Genomic DNA, 17,432 nt, shown 5'->3' on the forward strand with positions numbered 1-17,432 from the left:
GGCAATGGCCGTCTCAATGCATGAAGAACCAGATCAGAATGATCACTGGAATCGGCACCCCAATCATCCACAGCAGTATCGAGCGCATGGCTTTTCTCCTGTTCGGCGGTGAACAAACCGGTGCACGCGCCATGCCAGCGCCCGCGAAAACCCATAGCTATCCGAATCAACGGCTTACGCTGCCTGCCGCTTGATAGAACCGTGCAATATGCCGGACCCACGCCCTTGCACCTGGGTGTTCTGCAATGCACTATCCATTCATGACCGCCCTCACCCTCCCCGACGGCCCAGACCAGACCCCACGCACGGCTGACACGGTGCTGCGCTATCACCTGTGCTGGAAGCACCGCGACCTGGATGGCGTCATCGCGCTCTACCACCCTGACATCCAGTACCACGACTTTTTCCAGAATCGCGTGCTCGGCTACCACGAGCTGCGCGACTACGTGCGCGCCTGCCTGCCCCATGAGGCTGGCGAAGACATCGTCCATAGCGACCGCATCCGCGTGGACGGCTGCACCGCGTTCATCCAGTACCAGGTGACGGTCCAGGGCGGCGACGGCCTGGTGGCGTTCCAGTCCAGCGAGGCAATTACCGTCAAGGACGACCTGATCTGGCGAGTCAACGAATATGCCACCCTCGTGCGCCAGAATGGCCACAGCCCTGCCAGCGGCGGTTTGCGTCCTGCCACCAGCCGCTTGGGCCTGTCACCACGCCAACTGTCGACCATGGCTCAGGACCTTGAGCACTATTTCCAGCGCCAACGCCCCTACCTTGACCCGGAGCTGAATCTGCAACAGGTCGCCGACGCCAGCGGCTACAGCCGCAACCAGATCTCCTACCTGCTCAACCAGGTGCTCGGGCAGAGCTTCTATCGCTACGTCAACCAGGCCCGCCTGCAACACTTGATGGCGATCCTTGACCACGGCAGCGCCGACACGCCGATAGACGACCTGGCCTTCAATGCCGGCTTCAACTCACTTTCGGCGTTCTACAAAGCGTTTCGCGAACACACCGGCCTGACGCCCAAGGCGTACCTGAAGCAAAATTCCCTGCGTGCACGCACGTAAGACAGCCATCGTCGAACGCTACTAGGATCGCCCACAGACATTGATGGATGTGGAGCCGAACCCGATGCAACCCCTGCGCACGCTCAGCCTGTGGATGGACCAGCTCGACGAGCCACTGTGCGCGCGCCCCGCTCTGCGCGAAGACCTGGACGTCGATGTGTGCATCATCGGTGCGGGCTATACCGGCCTGTGGACCGCCTACTACCTCAAGCGGCAGGCGCCGCAACTGAGCATTGCTGTAATCGAAGCCAACATCGCCGGCTTCGGTGCCTCGGGGCGCAATGGCGGCTGGCTGATGGGCAACCTGCTGGGCGAGGACCGGTTGCTCGCCACGCTGTCACCGCAAACGCGCCGCGCCAGCATCGACCTGCTGCACGGCATTCCCGATGAAGTGCAAAGCGTGCTGCAACGCGAGGCCATCGACTGCGATTACCGTAAAGGTGGCGTCCTGTATTGCGCTGCGCGCTACCCCGAGCAGGAGCGCAACCTGCGCGCCTACCTTGATGACCTGTATCGCCAGGGCATGACCGAGGACGACTATCGCTGGCTGCGCCCCGAGCAGTTGGATGCCCAACTGCGGGTCAGCAATGCCTATGGCGCCATCTACAGTCCGCACACCGCGACGATCCAGCCGGCCAAGCTGGTGCGCGGCCTGGCCCGTGCAGTGGAAGCGCTGGGCGTGCCGATCTACGAGAACACCCCGGCCATCGACTGGCAGCCCGGTGCAGTTCGCTCGCCCCTGGCGCATATTCGCTGCCACTGGGTAGTGCCTGCCGTGGAGGGTTACGCCGCCAGCCTGCCCCCGCTGGGCAAGCACCAACTGCCGGTACAGAGCCTGCTGGTGGCTACCGAGCCTCTGCCGGAATCGACCTGGGAACGGATCGGCCTGTCCCAGGGCCAAGCCTTCAGCGAGAGCAGCCGCCAGGTCACCTACGGCCAACGCACCGCCGACAACCGCCTGGTGTTCGGCGCCCGCGGCGGCTATCGCTTCGGCGGCCGTCTGCGCGAGAACTTCAACCTGAACGATCAAGAGATCGAGCTGCGTCGCTACCTGTTCAGCGAGCTGTTCCCGCAGCTGGGACACGTACGGATCACCCATTCGTGGGGCGGCAACCTGGGCATGGCCCGGCGCTTCCGCCCGCACATGCTCTGCGACCGCCAGCGCGGTATCGCCCTTTCCGGTGGCTATGGCGGTGAAGGCGTCGGGGCCACCAACCTGGGCGGCCGCACGCTGGCGGCGCTGATTCTCAACCAGCACAACGAACTGACCGCACAGCCCTGGGTGCTGGACAACCGGCCCGTGTCGAGCCTGGCCAGCTGGCCGCCCGAGCCGTGCCGCTGGCTGGGCTACAACGCGATCATCCAAAGCTTCGTCCACGAGGACCGGACCCTCGCCAACCCCGCCAGCGCGCCCTGGAGGCGGCGCCTGGCCAGCTCGCTTGCGGACTTCATGGAAGGCTTCATGCACTGATTACCTTCACCCTACACAGGATCCACCGGTCATGAGCATCACCCAGTTCAAACACACCGAAAGCGCCGTGCTCGACACCTCCAGCCCGGTTGCGGTGCCACTTGGCGAACCCGTAGCAGTGACCTCGGTCACCTGCGTCGAGCGCAGCGATGGTGTCGAAACCGGCATCTGGGAGTGCACACCCGGCCGCTGGCGACGGCAGATCGTGCAACAGGAGTTCTGCCATTTCATCAAAGGCCGCTGCACCTTCACCCCCGATGGTGGCGAGCCCCTGTCCATAGAAGCCGGAGATGCCCTGATGCTACCGGCCAACAGCACAGGTACCTGGGACATCCAGGAAACCGTGCGAAAAACCTACGTCCTGATTTTCTGATCCGCTGATCGCCTGCCTTCGATAACAACAGACAAAGCAAGGTACTCCAGACATGCGCACACTCCTCGTCGCCCCCCTGATGCTGGCCGCCAGCGTGGTCAGCGCCGCTGACACGGTGAAGATCTACAACTGGTCCAGCTACGTGGCCCCTGACACGCTCAAGAACTTCCAGCAAGCTACGGGCATCGTTCCAACCTACGATGTCTACGACAGCAACGAGACCCTCGACGGCAAGCTAATGACGGGTAACTCCGGCTACGACGTGGTGTTTCCCTCCAACCACTTCATGGCCCGGCAGATCCAGGGCAAGGCCCTGAAGAAGCTGGACAAGTCGCAGTTGCCCAACTGGCACAACCTCAACCCGGTGCTGCTCAAGGCGCTGGAGGTGAACGATCCCGGCAACCAGTACGGCTTCCCGTACCTGTGGGGCAGTACCGGCATTGGCTACAACATCGACAAGGTCAAGGCAGTGCTTGGCGACAATGCGCCCGTGGACTCCTGGGACCTGATCTTCAAGCCCGAAAACATCAGCAAGCTCAAGCGTTGCGGCGTCGCGGTGCTGGACAACGGCCCCGAGCTGCTTCCGATCGCCTTGCACTACCTCGGCCTGCCGCACCACAGTCAGGACCCAAAGGACTACGACAAGGCCAAGGCGCTGTTGATGAAGGTGCGCCCGTACATCAGTTACTTCCACTCCTCGAAGTACACCGGCGACCTGGCCAATGGCGATATCTGCGTGGTGGTGGGTTTCTCGGGGGATGTACTGCAAGCGAAGAACCGCGCCGAGGAGGCGAAGAACGGAGTGAAGGTGGGCTACTCGATTCCCAAGGAAGGCGCGCCGATGTGGTTCGACATGGTCGCCATGCCAGCCGATGCACCCGATGAGAAAGCCGGGTATGCCTACATGAACTACCTGTTGCAGCCGGAAGTGATGGCCAATATCAGCAACCATGTGCAGTACGCCAACGGCAACCTCAAGGCAGACGGGTTGGTAGAGCCGGCGATGAAGGGTAATACGATGATTTACCCGAGCGAGGACGTGATGGGCAAGCTCTATGCGCTAGAGGCGATGCCAGCCAAGATCGACCGCATTCGGACGCGGATCTGGACCAGCATCAAGGCCGGTAACTGAGCCCCTGTGCAGTTTTCACTGGCCTCAATGCCGGCAAGCCGGCTCCCACCGACTGTTGCACAGCCCTATGGACTGGCGCTGTACCTGTGGGAGCCGGCTTGCCGGTGATAGGGCCAGATCAGACACCACACGGTGCTGATCCTACCCCGAGGATCAGTGGTGTTCGCGGGTAGCGCGGAACTTGATGTCCGGCCAGCGCTCTTCCATCAACGACAGGTTGACCCGGGTCGGTGCCAGGTAGGTCAGGTGGCCGCCACCGTCGATGGCCAGGTTCTCCATGGCCTTGTTCTGGAATTCCTCGAGCTTCTTCTTGTCGTCGCAGCTGATCCAGCGCGCCGACCAGACAGTGATGGGCTCGTAGGCGCACTCGACCTTGTACTCTTCCTTCAGGCGGCTGGCGACCACGTCGAACTGCAGCACACCCACGGCGCCGAGAATGATGTCGTTGCTGCGCTCGGGGAAGAACACCTGGGTCGCGCCCTCTTCGGCCAACTGCTGCAGGCCCTGGCGCAATTGCTTGGACTTGAGCGGGTCCTTCAGGCGCACGCGACGGAACAGTTCCGGCGCAAAGTGCGGAATACCCGTAAAGCCCAATGCCTCGCCTTCGGTGAAGGTGTCACCGATCTGGATGGTGCCGTGGTTGTGCAGGCCGATGATGTCGCCGGCATAGGCCTCTTCCAGTTGCTCACGCTCGGAGGAGAAGAAGGTCAGCGCATCGCCTACGCGCAGGTCCTTGTTGATACGCACGTGGCGCATCTTCATGCCCTTCTCGTACTTGCCCGAGCAAATGCGCATGAAGGCGATACGGTCGCGGTGTTTCGGGTCCATGTTCGCCTGGATCTTGAACACGAAACCGGTGAACTTCTCTTCAACTGGCTCGACGGTCCGCTCGTGGGCCACACGACCCAAGGGTCGCGGCGCCCAGTCGACGACAGCGTCGAGCACATGGTCGACCCCAAAGTTGCCCAGCGCGGTACCGAAGAACACTGGGGTCAGCTGACCGTTGATGAATTCTTCCTGGTTGAACTCGTGGCAGGCGCCCTGCACCAGCTCCAACTGCTCGACGAACGACTCGTACTGGTCGCCCAGGTGGGCACGGGCCTCGTCGGAATCCAGCTTCTGGATGATCTTCGCTTCGGTACGCTCGTGGCCATGGCCCGGGGTGTACACCACGATGTAGTCGCCGGTCAGGTGGTAGACGCCCTTGAAGTCCCGGTAGCAACCGATCGGCCAGGTGATTGGCGCAGCCTTGATCTTCAGGACGGCTTCGATCTCGTCGAGCAGTTCGATCGGGTCGCGGATGTCACGGTCGAGTTTGTTGATGAAGCTGACGATCGGTGTGTCACGCAGGCGGCAGACGTCCATCAGGGCGATGGTACGTGGCTCGACGCCCTTACCGCCGTCGAGCACCATCAGCGCCGAGTCCACCGCGGTCAGGGTGCGGTAGGTATCTTCCGAGAAGTCTTCGTGGCCGGGGGTGTCGAGCAGGTTGATCATGTGCTCGCGGTATGGGAACTGCATCACCGAGGTGGTGATGGAGATACCGCGCTGCTTCTCCATTTCCATCCAGTCGGAGGTGGCGTGGCGGTCGGACTTGCGCGACTTCACGGTGCCCGCAACGGAAATCGCCTTGCCCATCAGCAAGAGCTTCTCGGTGATGGTGGTCTTACCGGCGTCGGGGTGGGAAATGATTGCGAAAGTGCGGCGCTTCGCGACTTCGGCGGCCTGGTTGGTCATGGGAAATCGCCTGACTGGAGATCAAAAAAAGGGCCGAGATTATACCCGAATCCATAGCCATACCCAAACAGTGGCCGCCGAAACCGACCTCAATGGTCGTCGAGCAGTTCTTCGCCGATGTGCGTGATCTGAAGCTGCAGGTCAAGCGCGTGGCCGTCGCCCGCCCGGGCATAAGCGAACCAATGCCCGCCAACGTCCTCCCGACCTGTGGCACCCAACTCGAGGTTGGTGGTTCGTGTCCAGATCCGCACGGGTAGCGACTCACCCGCTCGCGGCGCCTGATCCAAGCTGCTGAAGCCCCCGTCTTGGTTCTGCGCCATCAGTTTCCAAAGGCGGTCGTCGCTGACCGGGGTGTCGTACAGGCAGCCGTAGCCGTTGCCATTACGGTCCAGGTGGCGGGTCCTTGCGTTGAAATCACGCCCCGTGCGACGGCTCCAGGATTGAATGTCGTAGTAACGACGCCCCCTGGCTTCATCCACCATGCAGCGGAACCAGAAGTAATGAGGCTCACCGACCGTCAGCGAGGTCAGGATCAGCCAATCGTCTGCGACGCGGGCTACCTGCACGCCCTTCTCCACCACTTTTGCGCAATCCAGATAGCCCTCCAAGCCCGCAGTGGTGGAGGTGACATGGGCGATAAAGGAGCGATCGTAGTCATGTTCAAGCATATGAAACTACCTCAAGTGTTTTTTTCCAGGGTCGCAAGGAGGGCGCTTCCAACCTCCTGCGAGCCCCGTATTCAGCGGCCTTGGCGTTTCGATAGGCAGGAGGAAACAATCAACCTGAAAAAATCCGCGCTGGCCAAATGCCGGCTCAGATGGGAACCTTTGGCCCCCTGGAGACGTCCACAATCCTGTTACCCCCTCGGCAACGTCCATTGGGTCAGGGCTGGTTTCACCGGCATTTCGAGCCTGACGGGGCTTGGCTAAATGGCGTGTCGCGTCCGCGTCGAGACCGCACGCTGCTACTCGCGACCACACTGCCTGCCGCCAGGAATGGCCGGCCGCCACGGGAGTGTGTTCGCCGACTACACAAGGAGTCCGCCTGTGGCTGCACGCTACGGAAAAGGGCTGTTGGGATGGGCCACCGTGCTCGTCATCCTGGCCCTGCTGGTCCATTGGATCGGCATCGACACGATCGCGCGTTATCGCGACGATCTTGGGTTCTACCTGCAAGCGCACCTGGTATTGGTGCTGGCTTCGATGGCGGCGGCGCTGGCCGTGGGCATCCCTGCCGGCATTGCCTTGAGTCGACCGCACCGGGTCGACAAAGCCGAGCGCTTCATGCAGTTCTTCAACGTTGGCAACACCATTCCCCCCCTGGCCGTCCTGGCCATCGCGCTCAGTGTCCTGGGCATCGGCGCAGGTCCTGCGATCTTCGCGCTGTTCCTCGCCTCTCTCCTGCCCATCGTGCGCAATACCTACGAGGGTCTGAAGAACGTCCCCGCCTCGCTCAAGGAAGCCGCCACCGGCATTGGCATGACCCCGCGCCAGCAACTGTGGCAGGTGGAACTGCCCAATGCCGTGCCGATCATCGTCGGCGGTGTGCGCGTAGCCCTGGCCCTGAACGTTGGAACGGCGCCGCTGGCGTTCCTGATCGGTGCCAACAGTCTGGGCAGCCTGATCTTCCCCGGCATCGCCTTGAACAACCAGCCACAACTGCTATTGGGCGCTGCCTGCACGGCACTGCTGGCATTGGCGTTGGACGCGGCGGTGAGTTTCGCCAGCAGACGCTGGCTGGAACCTGGCCTGGCCCGATAACGAGAGGGAACCCATGAAAAAGACAATCGCCTTGTTGCTGGGCGCGGCCCTGCTGTTCGCAGGATTTGCCCAGGCAGCGGACAAACCGCTGATTCGTATCGGTGCTCGCGTATTCACCGAACAGACCGTGCTGGCCGAGATCACCGCCCAGTATCTGCGCGCCCATGGCTATCAGGTGCGTGTCACCGGCGGGCTAGGCAGCAGCCTGGCACGCCAGGCTCAGGAAACCGGCCAACTCGACCTGATGTGGGAATACACCGGTGTCTCGCTGGTGTCGTACAACCATATCGACGAGCGCATGCCCAGTGCCGAAGCCACCTACGCCAAGGTCAAAGAACTGGATGCCGGGAAGGGCCTGATCTGGCTGACACCCTCCAAGTTCAGCAACACCTACGCCCTGGCCTTGCCACGCAAGGTTGCCGAAGCGTACCCGCAAGTGACCAGCATCTCGGCACTCAACGATGTGCTGCGCGCGCAGCCCGATGGCAACCTTCTGGTGGCCCTGGATACCGAGTTCGCCAACCGCCCGGATGGCCTGGTCGGCCTCAAGGAAATGTACGACCTGCAAGTGGGCAGGGCGAACATTCGGCAAATGGACGCGGGCCTGGTCTACACCGCCCTGCGCAACAACCAAGTATTCGCCGGCTTGGTCTACACCACCGATGGCCGCCTGAGCGCATTCGACCTGAAGCTTCTCGAAGACGACAAGCATTACTTCCCCGACTACACAGCCGCACCGGTGGTTCGCAAAGCGGTGCTCGACGCCAACCCGGAACTGGCCAGCCTGCTCAAGCCACTGGCCGAACAGCTTGACGACGAAACCATGCGCCAGCTCAACGCCAAGGTCGATGTCGAGCACCAGAACCCGAGTGCCGTCGCCGCAGCCTTCCTGCAGGCGCATCCACTTAAGGAGGTGCAGCCATGAGCCTGCTCGATACGTTCGCCCACCTCGACTGGGCCCTGGTCCTGCAACTGACCTGGCAGCACATCATGCTGGTCAGTGTCGCCGTGGGCCTTGCGATCATCGTCGGCGTGCCGCTGGGCGTCCTGATGACCCGCTTCCCGGCTGTTGCCGGCCCGCTGCAGGCAAGCGCTACGGTCATGCTGACAATCCCTTCGATCGCCCTGTTCGGCTTGTTGCTGCCGTTCTACTCCAAATTCGGCCAAGGGCTTGGGCCGATGCCTGCGATCACCGCGGTGTTCCTCTATTCACTGCTGCCGATCCTGCGCAACACCTACCTGGCACTGACCAACGTCGAACCTGGTATCCGCGAGGCCGCGCGTGGCATCGGCATGACCTTCGGCCAGCGCCTGCGCATGGTCGAGCTGCCCATTGCAGTGCCGGTGATCCTCGCCGGTGTACGCACCGCCGTGGTCATGAACATCGGTGTCATGACCATTGCCGCCACCATCGGTGCCGGCGGCCTTGGGGTGTTGATCCTCACCTCCATCAGTCGTAGCGACATGTCGATGCTGCTGGTCGGCGCCGTGCTGGTCAGCCTGCTGGCGATCATCGCTGACCTGCTCCTGCAAACCCTGCAACGTGCCCTGACTCCAGAAGGACTGCGCTCATGATCGAACTCAAGAACCTCAGCAAGACCTTCAACGTGAACGGCAAGGACGTCAAAGCCGTCGACTCGGTCAGCCTCACCGTCAACGAAGGCGAGATCTGCGTGTTTCTTGGCCCTTCCGGCTGCGGCAAGAGCACCACGCTGAAGATGATCAACCGCCTGATCACCCCGACCTCCGGCCAGGTGTTCATCAATGGCGAAGACACCAGCGGGCTGGACGAAGTGACCTTGCGTCGGCGTATCGGCTATGTGATCCAGCAGATTGGCCTGTTCCCCAACATGACCATCGAGGAAAACATCACCGTGGTCCCGCGCCTGCTCGGCTGGGACAAGCAAAAGTGCCACGAGCGCGCCCGCGAGCTGATGCACATGATCAAGCTCGAACCCAAGCAGTACCTGCAGCGCTACCCACGTGAGCTTTCCGGTGGCCAGCAGCAGCGTATCGGCGTGATCCGCGCCCTGGCCGCCGAGGCGCCCGTGCTGTTGATGGATGAGCCGTTCGGCGCGGTCGACCCAATCAACCGCGAAATGATCCAGAACGAGTTCTTCGAGATGCAGCGAGCACTGAACAAGACCGTGATCATGGTCAGTCACGACATCGACGAAGCCATCAAGCTGGGCGACAAGATCGCCATCTTCCGTGCCGGCAAGCTGTTGCAGCTGGATCACCCGGATACCTTGCTGGCCCATCCGGTGGATGATTTCGTCAGCAATTTCGTCGGCCAGGACAGCACCTTGAAACGCCTGTTGCTGGTGCGCGCCGAAGATGCGGCGGACAACGCGCCGTCGGTGAGTCCGCAGACATCGGTGAGCGATGCGCTGGAGCTGCTCGACGAGCATGACCGTCGCTATGTGGTGGTCACCGATGCAGCGAACAAGGCGCTGGGGTACGTACGTCGGCGCGACATGCACCGCCAGCAAGGAACCTGTGCGGACTTCCTGCGCCCGTTCAACGCCACGGCGTCGCATGATGAGAACCTGCGCATCCTGTTGTCACGGATGTACGAGTTCAATCGGGCGTGGTTACCGGTGCTGGATGCCGAGCAGGTGTTCCTCGGCGAGGTGACGCAGGAGTCGATTGCGGCCTATTTGAGTTCGGGCAGGTCGCGCGGGGCGAAGACCAGCATCGTATCGCCTGCCGAGGCCGTGGCATCCTGATCTGAATTGCTGTGCGAACCCGCCCCACAGGGACAGCACCGTCACTGTGGGCGCGGGTTCACCGGCAAAGCAGCCGACGCGGTATCAGAACCCTACACTGGCCTGCACATAGAAGGTACGCGGCTCACCCACATAAATGCCGGCGTTGTTATCGCTGGAGCGGGTGTAGTACTGCTTGTCGAAGAGGTTCTTCACCCCTGCCGCCAGCTTCAGGTTGGCCATTTGCGGCCCGAAGTCATATCCACCACGGGCATGCCAGGTCACGTAACCGGGAATGTCACCGTACTGCCCGTCAGCACTTGGCTCGGTGATGTAGTCGCCGTTGAAGCTACCATCGGCGTTGATCCCGGTACCCGGCGCGCGCTGCTTGGACTGGGCATAGGCATCCAGATTCCAGGTCCAACGATCGACCTCGTAGCGCAGGCCGGCAGTGGCCACCTGGCGCGAATAGAATGGCAGGTCGCGGCCCTTGAAGCCGGGAATCTCCCCCTCGTAGGTCGCGCGGGTGTAGGTGAAGCCCGCATTGGCCGACAGCCCTTGCAGGCGCGGGTCCAGACCGGCCAGGTCATAGCGAACCGACGCTTCGATACCTTGGTGCTTGGTGGCGCCGAGGTTGGTCCACCCCACATCGTTGCTGATGTACTGCAGCTCATCGTCGAAGTCGATGTAGAACGCGGTCAGCTCCCCGGCGAAAGCACCATTGTCATAGCGCGTACCGATCTCGTAGGTCTTGGCCTTCTCCGGCTCCAGGCCGTTGGCGGTGCTATTGCCCGTGCCGCCCTGACCCAGCTGGAAGTACTGCAGGCTGCCGAACGACGTCTCGTAGTTGGCGAACAGTTTCCAGGCATCGGAAAGGTGGTACATCACGCTCAGCGCTGGCAGTGGCTCATTGCTGGTAATGCTGCGGTTCTTCTCCGGCACCGGCTTGCCATTGGCACCAAGCACCGGGCGATCACGCCAGTCGGTGTTGATGTGTTCGAAACGGATACCCGGCGTGATGGTCCAGTTGCCGACGTCGATCTTGTCGTCGATGTAGTAGGCGCTGGCCTCGGTGCCACCGCTACGGTCCTGGAACACATGGCCATCGGAGCCTGGGATCGGCGTAGGCACATTGTCGACCAGCCCCAGACGCGTGGACTGCTCGCGCATGGCCTCTTTCAGGTAGCGGTAGCCCACGCTGACTTCCTGGGTGGTGGGCCCGGCGAAGAAGATCCGGGACACACGCGGTTCGATGGCGAAGGTGTGATAATTGCGCGGGTAGGAAGACAAGGTCTTCATGTCGCGCGAGGCAATCGAGCTGCCACGGAAACTGTCGGTGTAGTACGTCAACACCTCGAATTGAGTGGCATCGTCGAGCTGGCGCAGCCATTTGAACGAAACGTCCTTGCGACGGCCGGCGAAGTAGTCGTAGTCGCGCACCGACTGGAACGGGTTCTGATCGTACTGGGCCTGGGTCAGGCCTCCGGGCATGTCGGCACGGCCATCGTAGTAGTGAAAGTTCAGCCAGAACTCATCGCTGTCGGTTGGCGCCCAGTGGGTCTTGAGAATGACGTCGTCGATGTCGTTGCCGTTGTTGCTTTCCCGATAGCCGTTGCCGTTGACACCGGTGTACAGCAGCGCGACGCCCATGCCGTTGTCCGCAGTGCCGCCAACGAACGCCGACTCGGTGTGTTTCCAGCCGCCATGCTGCGAGGTCTCAAGCGTGGTGGACAACTGCGCCGAAGCCTTCTCGGGGATCGCCCGGGTCACGAAGTTGATCACCCCACCGACGTTCTGCGGCCCATAACGCACAGAGCCTGCGCCACGGACCACGTCGATGCTGTCGAGGTTGCCCGAGGAGATAGGCGCCATGGACAGCTGTGGCTGGCCGTAGGGCGCGAAGGCCGCTGGAATGCCGTCGATGAGCACGGTCGAACGCGGCGACAGGCGCGAGGTCAGGCCACGCACGCCAACGTTGAGCGAAAGGTCGCTGCCGCCGGTGCCGTTGGAGTCCTGCACCTGAACCCCCGGAATGCCCCGCAGCACGTCACGCACGTTCATCGCGCCTTTCTCCACCATCGCCTCGCGGCGCACCACCGTCCGTGCGCCGGGGTGGTTCTGTACCACAGCCTGCTCGGCATCGCCCAACCAGTCACCCACAACCTTCACATCGGTCGGTGCCAGCTCCAGGCTGCCGGAGGTCAAGCTGCCAGCGGCCTGGGCCGGTTTCACCACCACAGTGCCCTGGGACATCTCATAGGTCAGGCCGCTGCCTTGCAGCAGTTGCTGCAGCGCCTGTTCCGGCGCCAGTTGGCCCGATACCGCCGGGGCCTGCTTGCCGGCTACCAGCTCAGGGCTGAAGAACAGCTGCAGGTTGGTTTGCTGGCCCAGTTGGCTCAAGGCAGACGCTAACGGTTGGGCCTGGATCTGAATTGCGGCAGCGGCCTGCTCGGCATGGCTGTCGAAGGCCACGGCACTGACCGCAAGGGCCAGCGCCAGCGCGCGGAAACGAGGGAATGGCTTGTTGTTGTTCACGTCTTCGAAGCATCCTGAAAGTCGGGATAAACGCCAACCGCATGCAAATGTAAATGCTTGGCAGTTGCAGCTGGCGGGGAAGACGAACGACGGGGAAAAAACCTGAATTTATTTTGCGACTATTTCGCGTGAACCGTCTTGGTGGGTCCTGATGGCCACCGGCAGGATACTTGGCAAAGCGCGCAACAGTGCGTCGGTATCGTCGGTGCTGAAAGTGCTGGACAAGCGCAGCCCGGCGACCTTGCCAGGTGCGACTCGCAGCGGTTGAGCCCGGTAACGCTTCACTTCCGCCACCACTTCCTCCAGGGTGGCGTTCTCGAACACCAGTTTGCCCTGGCGCCAGGCGGTCAACGCAGCCGCATTGATCGCGTAGGGCTCGGCCACCTTGCCCTGCGCATCGATGGAAGCGCCCTGCCCGGGGCTCAACTGCGCCAGCGATGCATCGCGGCCCTGCACACGCACCGAGCCCTGCTCGACCGCCACACGGGTCAGCGACGGGTCCAGGCGTACATCAAAACGGGTACCGGTCACGGTAACGCTGCCCTGGGCGGTGTCGACGACGAATGGCCGGCTGCTGTCGTGGGCAACCGTGAACATTGCCTCGCCGGCTTCGAGCACGATGTGCCTGCGACCCGTGCTGTATGCCACTTGCAGCCGCGTCGCGCTGTTGAGCGCAAGTAGCGAACCATCTGGCAGTTCGACCTGACGGCGCTCACCGAAGGCTGTCTGCAAGGTGTCCTGATGGTTCAGCCGCTGGTACTGCCAACCGCTCCAGCCCAGGCCCAGCGCGGCGACGGCAACACCGGCAGCCAGCGCCTGGCGCAGCACGCCCCGCCGCGGCAAATGGCGCACCGGCTCCGGTTCACATAATGCCTGCAGTCGCTGTGGGGGGATGCGCTCGGCTGCGCACCAAAGCAGCGCCAACGCGTCATATTCTGCACGGTGGCTGGGATGTGCTTCGAGCCAATCGTGCAACCGAGCCTGCAACGCACTGTCGCGCGGCGCATCGTGGACGCGAGCGAACCATTCGGCTGCCTGCTCGCGGACGGTACCGGCACCGTGCTGTTTCATCGCAAAGGTCTCCTGACTCATCGGGTGGACACATCCAGGTGCTCACGCAGATGCCGGAGCGTGCGGATCATATACTTTTCGACCATGTTCTTGGTCAAACCCATGCGCTCGGCGATTTCCGCCTGGGTCAGGCCTTCGAGCTTCTGCCAGATGAATACCCGCCGACAGTTCAGGGGCAATTCGGCCAGGGCGCGCTCGACGCTGTCGGCCAGTTCCAGGGCATGTACATAGGCTTCAGGGTCGTCGCTGGCGGTGGCACCTTCCTCGAAGGTTTCCTGCTCCAGTTGCTGACGCCGGTCTTCGCGGCGAAAACCGTCCACGGCAATGTTGCGGGCAGTTTGATGAAGATAAGCGCGAGGCTGATCGACCTGCTCACGCGTGTTCTCAAGAACCCGCACAAAGGCATCGTGGGTGAGATCCTCGGCCTGCTGACGACTGCGCAACTTGCGCGTCCAGGTGCCGATCAGCTCGTGGTAGTGGTCGAGGAAGCCTTTGTGTCCGGACACGGTCTGGGTCGTCAGGGAGGCGGATAAGGGTGCGAATAGTAATGTTTCTCATCAAACTCAGCAAATCCGCCAGTCGGTAACAAAAAATTTATGGGTGATGTCATGTACGGGAGTGCTTGAGAATGTGGCCATAAATATGAACACCTCTGGCCCCTTCGCGGGTAAACCCGCGCCGACCTAAATTGTGAAAACCCTGTAGGAGCGGGCTTACCCGCGAAGGGGCCTACACGCTCCATTCCACAATTTTTTACGCTTGAAACAGTGCCGGGAACATCAGGCGGTCATGCGAGTCGGTTATTCAACGGGTAGGGCGTCGATCCACGACGATCGCACCCGGATTGCCTGTTGATTCTGCATTCTTCACGCCCTAAAGTGCGCGCCGAACGTCCATGCTGGAAACGATCCATCCGGCTCAAGTACTGAGTAGGCGAACCAAAGTGGGGATACGGAGGACGTTCAGTTTGCAGCCACTTAATCTTTCAGTTTGCCCATGGAGTCCCTGAGCATGTCGATCCAGGTCGAAGACTATTTCGCGCGTGAAACCTTCCAGAAGATGAAGGCGTTCGCCGACAAGCAGGAAACCCCGTTCGTACTCATCGACACCCAGATGATCAGCCAGGCCTACGACGACCTGCGCGCCGGTTTCGAATTCGCCAAGGTCTACTACGCGGTCAAGGCCAACCCGGCGGTCGAGATCATCGATCTTTTGAAAGAGAAAGGTTCGAGCTTCGACATCGCCTCGATCTACGAACTGGACAAAGTGATGGGCCGCGGTGTCAGCGCCGACCGCATCAGCTACGGCAATACCATCAAGAAGTCCAAGGACATCCGCTACTTCTACGAGAAGGGTGTGCGCCTGTACGCCACCGACTCGGAAGCCGACCTGCGCAACATCGCAAAGGCCGCACCGGGTTCGAAGGTCTACGTGCGGATCCTCACCGAAGGCTCCACCACTGCCGACTGGCCGCTGTCCCGTAAGTTCGGCTGCCAGACCGACATGGCCATGGACCTGCTGATCCTCGCCCGCGACCTGGGCCTGGTGCCCTACGGTATCTCCTTCCACGTTGGTTCGCAGCAGCGCGACATCAGCGTCTGGGACGCTGCTATCGCCAAGGTCAAAGTGATCTTCGAGCGCCTGAAGGAAGAAGACGGCATCGAACTGAAACTGATCAACATGGGTGGCGGCTTCCCGGCCAATTACATCACCCGTACCAACAGTCTCGAAACCTACGCCGAAGAAATCATTCGCTTCCTGAAGGAAGACTTCGGTGATGACCTGCCGGAAATCATCCTCGAGCCGGGCCGTTCGCTGATCGCCAACGCCGGTATCCTGGTCAGTGAAGTGGTCCTGGTTGCGCGCAAGTCGCGCACCGCCGTCGAGCGCTGGATCTACACCGATGTGGGCAAGTTCTCCGGCCTGATCGAAACCATGGACGAGTCCATCAAGTTCCCAATCTGGACCGAGAAGAAGGGCGAAACCGAAGAAGTCGTGATCGCAGGCCCGACCTGCGACAGCGCCGACATCATGTACGAGCACTACAAGTACGGCCTGCCGCTGAACCTGGCGATCGGCGACCGTCTGTACTGGCTGTCGACCGGGGCCTACACCACCAGCTACAGCGCAGTGGAATTCAACGGCTTCCCACCGCTGAAGGCTTACTACCTGTAAACCAGAACGGGGCCGCAAGGCCCCGTTTTCGCAGGCGCACCACGTGGTGGTTCATCGACGCCTATACAGTGAAACATTGCTGAAATTGGGGACATTGACGTCCCGTACAGCCATCTCGAACGTCAGCACGTTAGGTTTGCCAACCCCCACGTAGTGGTCATCCCAAGGCTTTCGATTGGCCACGCTGACCATTGCCAAGCCTGGCGCAGCCAACGTCACGCCTTGATAGACCTGGATCTGCGGCTGTTCGATCTTCGTGCCGTCGACCCGCACCCGCCAACTCACCGGCTCATCGCTTTTGGCGTAGTAACCAATGTAGCTTTGCCCACTCAGGTCCCAGATGTCGTAATGCGCATAGCCTTCGCCCGATTCGACGGCGCGTACCTGATAGCCGTGTCGATCTCCTTCGAAATACCCGAACCAAAAGCGTTGCGGGCTTTTGACCTCGCTACTGGAACTGACGGTCAACCACTGGCAGCGCCGCTCCCGAGGCGTCCCCTCCATCGAGTCCAGCCACCCTTCGTAGCCTGGGGTGACTGAGGTGAAGGTGGCAATAAACGAACGGTCCTGAACGTACTTCATGCTTAACCTCGCGATTGAATCGAGAGGCGCGACTTTCAGCCTGCTCGCTCAATCAACGAAGTCGGTCAGACTTCCTCGCGCAGCTGTATTTCCAGGGCATAGCCGTCTGCTACAGCCGCCATTGAAGGGCCTGCCGAGCGCAAGGTGTTCAGGCTGCTACGCAAGAACGGCACGTTACCTTGGGCGCGGGCAAGTTCGATCCATCTCAGTGCTTCCTGGTTTTCACCTCGTTCGAACAGCACCAATGCCAAGCTGAACATGCCCCGGAAATCCCCCGCCTCGGCTGAACGCCGATACCAGCGCACCGCCCGAACAGGGCTGGGCGCAGTGGCAATACCGTGTTCCAGATAACGGCCAAGCAGGTTCATCGACTTGGCATGGCCAAGGTGCGCGGCCTTCTCGTAACAGGCCAGAGCCTGGGCCTGGTTGACCGCTACTCCGCGCCCGGTGGCCAGCAGGTTACCCAGGTTGTAAAGCCCCCAGTCGAGCCCGGCATCGGCAGCGTGCGCATAATGGATGGCAGCCTTGACAAGGTTCACCTCGCCGCCCCAGCCATGTTCCAGGCAGCGTCCAAGCATGTTGTGCGCCATGGCATTGCCCGCCTGCGCAGCGATGCCGAACCAACGTCGAGCCAACAGGGCATCCTGTTCGATGCCTCGCCCGTCGAGCAGTATCTGCCCCAGTAACAACTGGGCCTGGACCACGCCCTGCCCCGCTGCCGCGAGAATCGCCTGGGCGGCCTTGCCAGGGCTGTCTTCGAGCATGGCCTGCAAGCCCGCGACATCCACCACGTCCTCACGACGCAATTGGTAGGACAC

17 protein-coding genes are annotated in these 17,432 nt (G+C 61.7%); 10 read left to right on the plus strand and 7 right to left on the minus strand.

Annotated features, from left to right (window positions below):
* Positions 1-20 precede the first annotated feature (20 nt).
* The 5 genes from P3R38_RS20270 (at position 21) to P3R38_RS20290 (ending at position 4,046) form a co-directional block, all read left to right on the plus strand.
* A complete protein-coding gene (locus tag P3R38_RS20270) occupies positions 21-194 on the plus strand; it encodes a hypothetical protein (protein ID WP_162144434.1) in 174 nt (57 codons plus the stop codon).
* A 51-nt stretch (positions 195-245) separates the two neighbouring features.
* Positions 246-1,070, plus strand: coding sequence for a nuclear transport factor 2 family protein (locus P3R38_RS20275; protein ID WP_177429835.1), 825 nt, complete (start codon positions 246-248; stop codon positions 1,068-1,070).
* Positions 1,071-1,134: 64 nt separating this feature from the next.
* Positions 1,135-2,541: an FAD-dependent oxidoreductase gene (locus P3R38_RS20280; RefSeq protein ID WP_027906594.1), complete on the plus strand. Its 1,407-nt coding sequence runs from the start codon at positions 1,135-1,137 to the stop codon at positions 2,539-2,541.
* A gap of 31 nt (positions 2,542-2,572) precedes the next feature.
* Positions 2,573-2,914 carry a cupin domain-containing protein gene (locus P3R38_RS20285; protein WP_023382182.1) on the plus strand — a complete coding sequence of 114 codons (342 nt, stop codon included), beginning with the start codon at positions 2,573-2,575 and terminating at the stop codon, positions 2,912-2,914.
* 52 nt (positions 2,915-2,966) lie between these two features.
* Positions 2,967-4,046 carry a polyamine ABC transporter substrate-binding protein gene (locus P3R38_RS20290; RefSeq protein WP_023382183.1) on the plus strand — a complete coding sequence of 360 codons (1,080 nt, stop codon included), beginning with the start codon at positions 2,967-2,969 and terminating at the stop codon, positions 4,044-4,046.
* Positions 4,047-4,199: 153 nt separating this feature from the next.
* Here P3R38_RS20290 and P3R38_RS20295 read toward each other — a convergent pair whose 3' ends face one another.
* Together P3R38_RS20295 and P3R38_RS20300 are read right to left on the minus strand one after the other, a co-directional pair.
* Positions 4,200-5,783, minus strand: a complete 1,584-nt coding sequence (locus tag P3R38_RS20295; protein ID WP_023382184.1) for a peptide chain release factor 3 — start codon at positions 5,781-5,783, stop codon at positions 4,200-4,202.
* Between the two features lie 89 nt (positions 5,784-5,872).
* Positions 5,873-6,451 (minus strand): hypothetical protein, encoded by a 579-nt coding sequence (locus tag P3R38_RS20300; protein ID WP_041925543.1) that lies wholly within the window; start codon positions 6,449-6,451, stop codon positions 5,873-5,875.
* Positions 6,452-6,829: 378 nt separating this feature from the next.
* Here P3R38_RS20300 and P3R38_RS20305 point away from each other — a divergent pair, with 378 nt between their 5' ends.
* From P3R38_RS20305 to P3R38_RS20320, 4 genes are read left to right on the plus strand one after another with little or no spacing between them, the layout of a single operon-like run.
* Positions 6,830-7,543 carry an ABC transporter permease gene (locus P3R38_RS20305; protein WP_023382185.1) on the plus strand — a complete coding sequence of 238 codons (714 nt, stop codon included), beginning with the start codon at positions 6,830-6,832 and terminating at the stop codon, positions 7,541-7,543.
* A gap of 13 nt (positions 7,544-7,556) precedes the next feature.
* On the plus strand, positions 7,557-8,468 hold the full coding sequence (locus P3R38_RS20310; RefSeq protein ID WP_023382186.1) for a glycine betaine ABC transporter substrate-binding protein: 912 nt from the start codon (positions 7,557-7,559) through the stop codon (positions 8,466-8,468).
* Positions 8,465-9,118 carry an ABC transporter permease gene (locus P3R38_RS20315; RefSeq protein WP_023382187.1) on the plus strand — a complete coding sequence of 218 codons (654 nt, stop codon included), beginning with the start codon at positions 8,465-8,467 and terminating at the stop codon, positions 9,116-9,118. The genes P3R38_RS20310 and P3R38_RS20315 overlap by 4 nt, the downstream gene beginning before the upstream one ends.
* Entirely contained in the window at positions 9,115-10,272 is a 1,158-nt protein-coding gene (locus P3R38_RS20320; protein WP_023382188.1) for an ABC transporter ATP-binding protein, read from the plus strand. Before P3R38_RS20315 ends, P3R38_RS20320 begins: the two co-directional genes overlap by 4 nt.
* Before the next feature lie 84 nt (positions 10,273-10,356).
* On the opposite strand, the gene P3R38_RS20325 is transcribed toward P3R38_RS20320, so the two are convergent.
* The 3 genes from P3R38_RS20325 to P3R38_RS20335 all read right to left on the minus strand — a co-directional run bounded on the left by P3R38_RS20325 (position 10,357) and on the right by P3R38_RS20335 (position 14,363).
* Entirely contained in the window at positions 10,357-12,786 is a 2,430-nt protein-coding gene (locus P3R38_RS20325; RefSeq protein ID WP_104883340.1) for a TonB-dependent siderophore receptor, read from the minus strand.
* Positions 12,787-12,894: 108 nt separating this feature from the next.
* Complete coding sequence (locus P3R38_RS20330; RefSeq protein WP_277686547.1) at positions 12,895-13,857, minus strand: FecR family protein; 963 nt, start codon at positions 13,855-13,857, stop codon at positions 12,895-12,897.
* A gap of 17 nt (positions 13,858-13,874) precedes the next feature.
* Positions 13,875-14,363: a sigma-70 family RNA polymerase sigma factor gene (locus P3R38_RS20335; protein ID WP_027906599.1), complete on the minus strand. Its 489-nt coding sequence runs from the start codon at positions 14,361-14,363 to the stop codon at positions 13,875-13,877.
* 505 nt (positions 14,364-14,868) lie between these two features.
* Here P3R38_RS20335 and P3R38_RS20340 point away from each other — a divergent pair.
* A complete protein-coding gene (locus P3R38_RS20340; RefSeq protein WP_023382192.1) occupies positions 14,869-16,032 on the plus strand; it encodes a type III PLP-dependent enzyme in 1,164 nt (387 codons plus the stop codon).
* 51 nt (positions 16,033-16,083) lie between these two features.
* Here the strand turns inward: P3R38_RS20340 and P3R38_RS20345 are convergent, their stop codons facing one another.
* Positions 16,084-16,614 carry a hypothetical protein gene (locus tag P3R38_RS20345; protein WP_277686549.1) on the minus strand — a complete coding sequence of 177 codons (531 nt, stop codon included), beginning with the start codon at positions 16,612-16,614 and terminating at the stop codon, positions 16,084-16,086.
* A gap of 65 nt (positions 16,615-16,679) precedes the next feature.
* Positions 16,680-17,432, minus strand: coding sequence for a tetratricopeptide repeat protein (locus P3R38_RS20350; protein ID WP_104881279.1), 753 nt, complete (start codon positions 17,430-17,432; stop codon positions 16,680-16,682).

Source organism: Pseudomonas sp. NyZ480, from assembly GCF_029537255.1.
Taxonomy (GTDB): Bacteria; Pseudomonadota; Gammaproteobacteria; order Pseudomonadales; family Pseudomonadaceae; genus Aquipseudomonas; species Aquipseudomonas taiwanensis.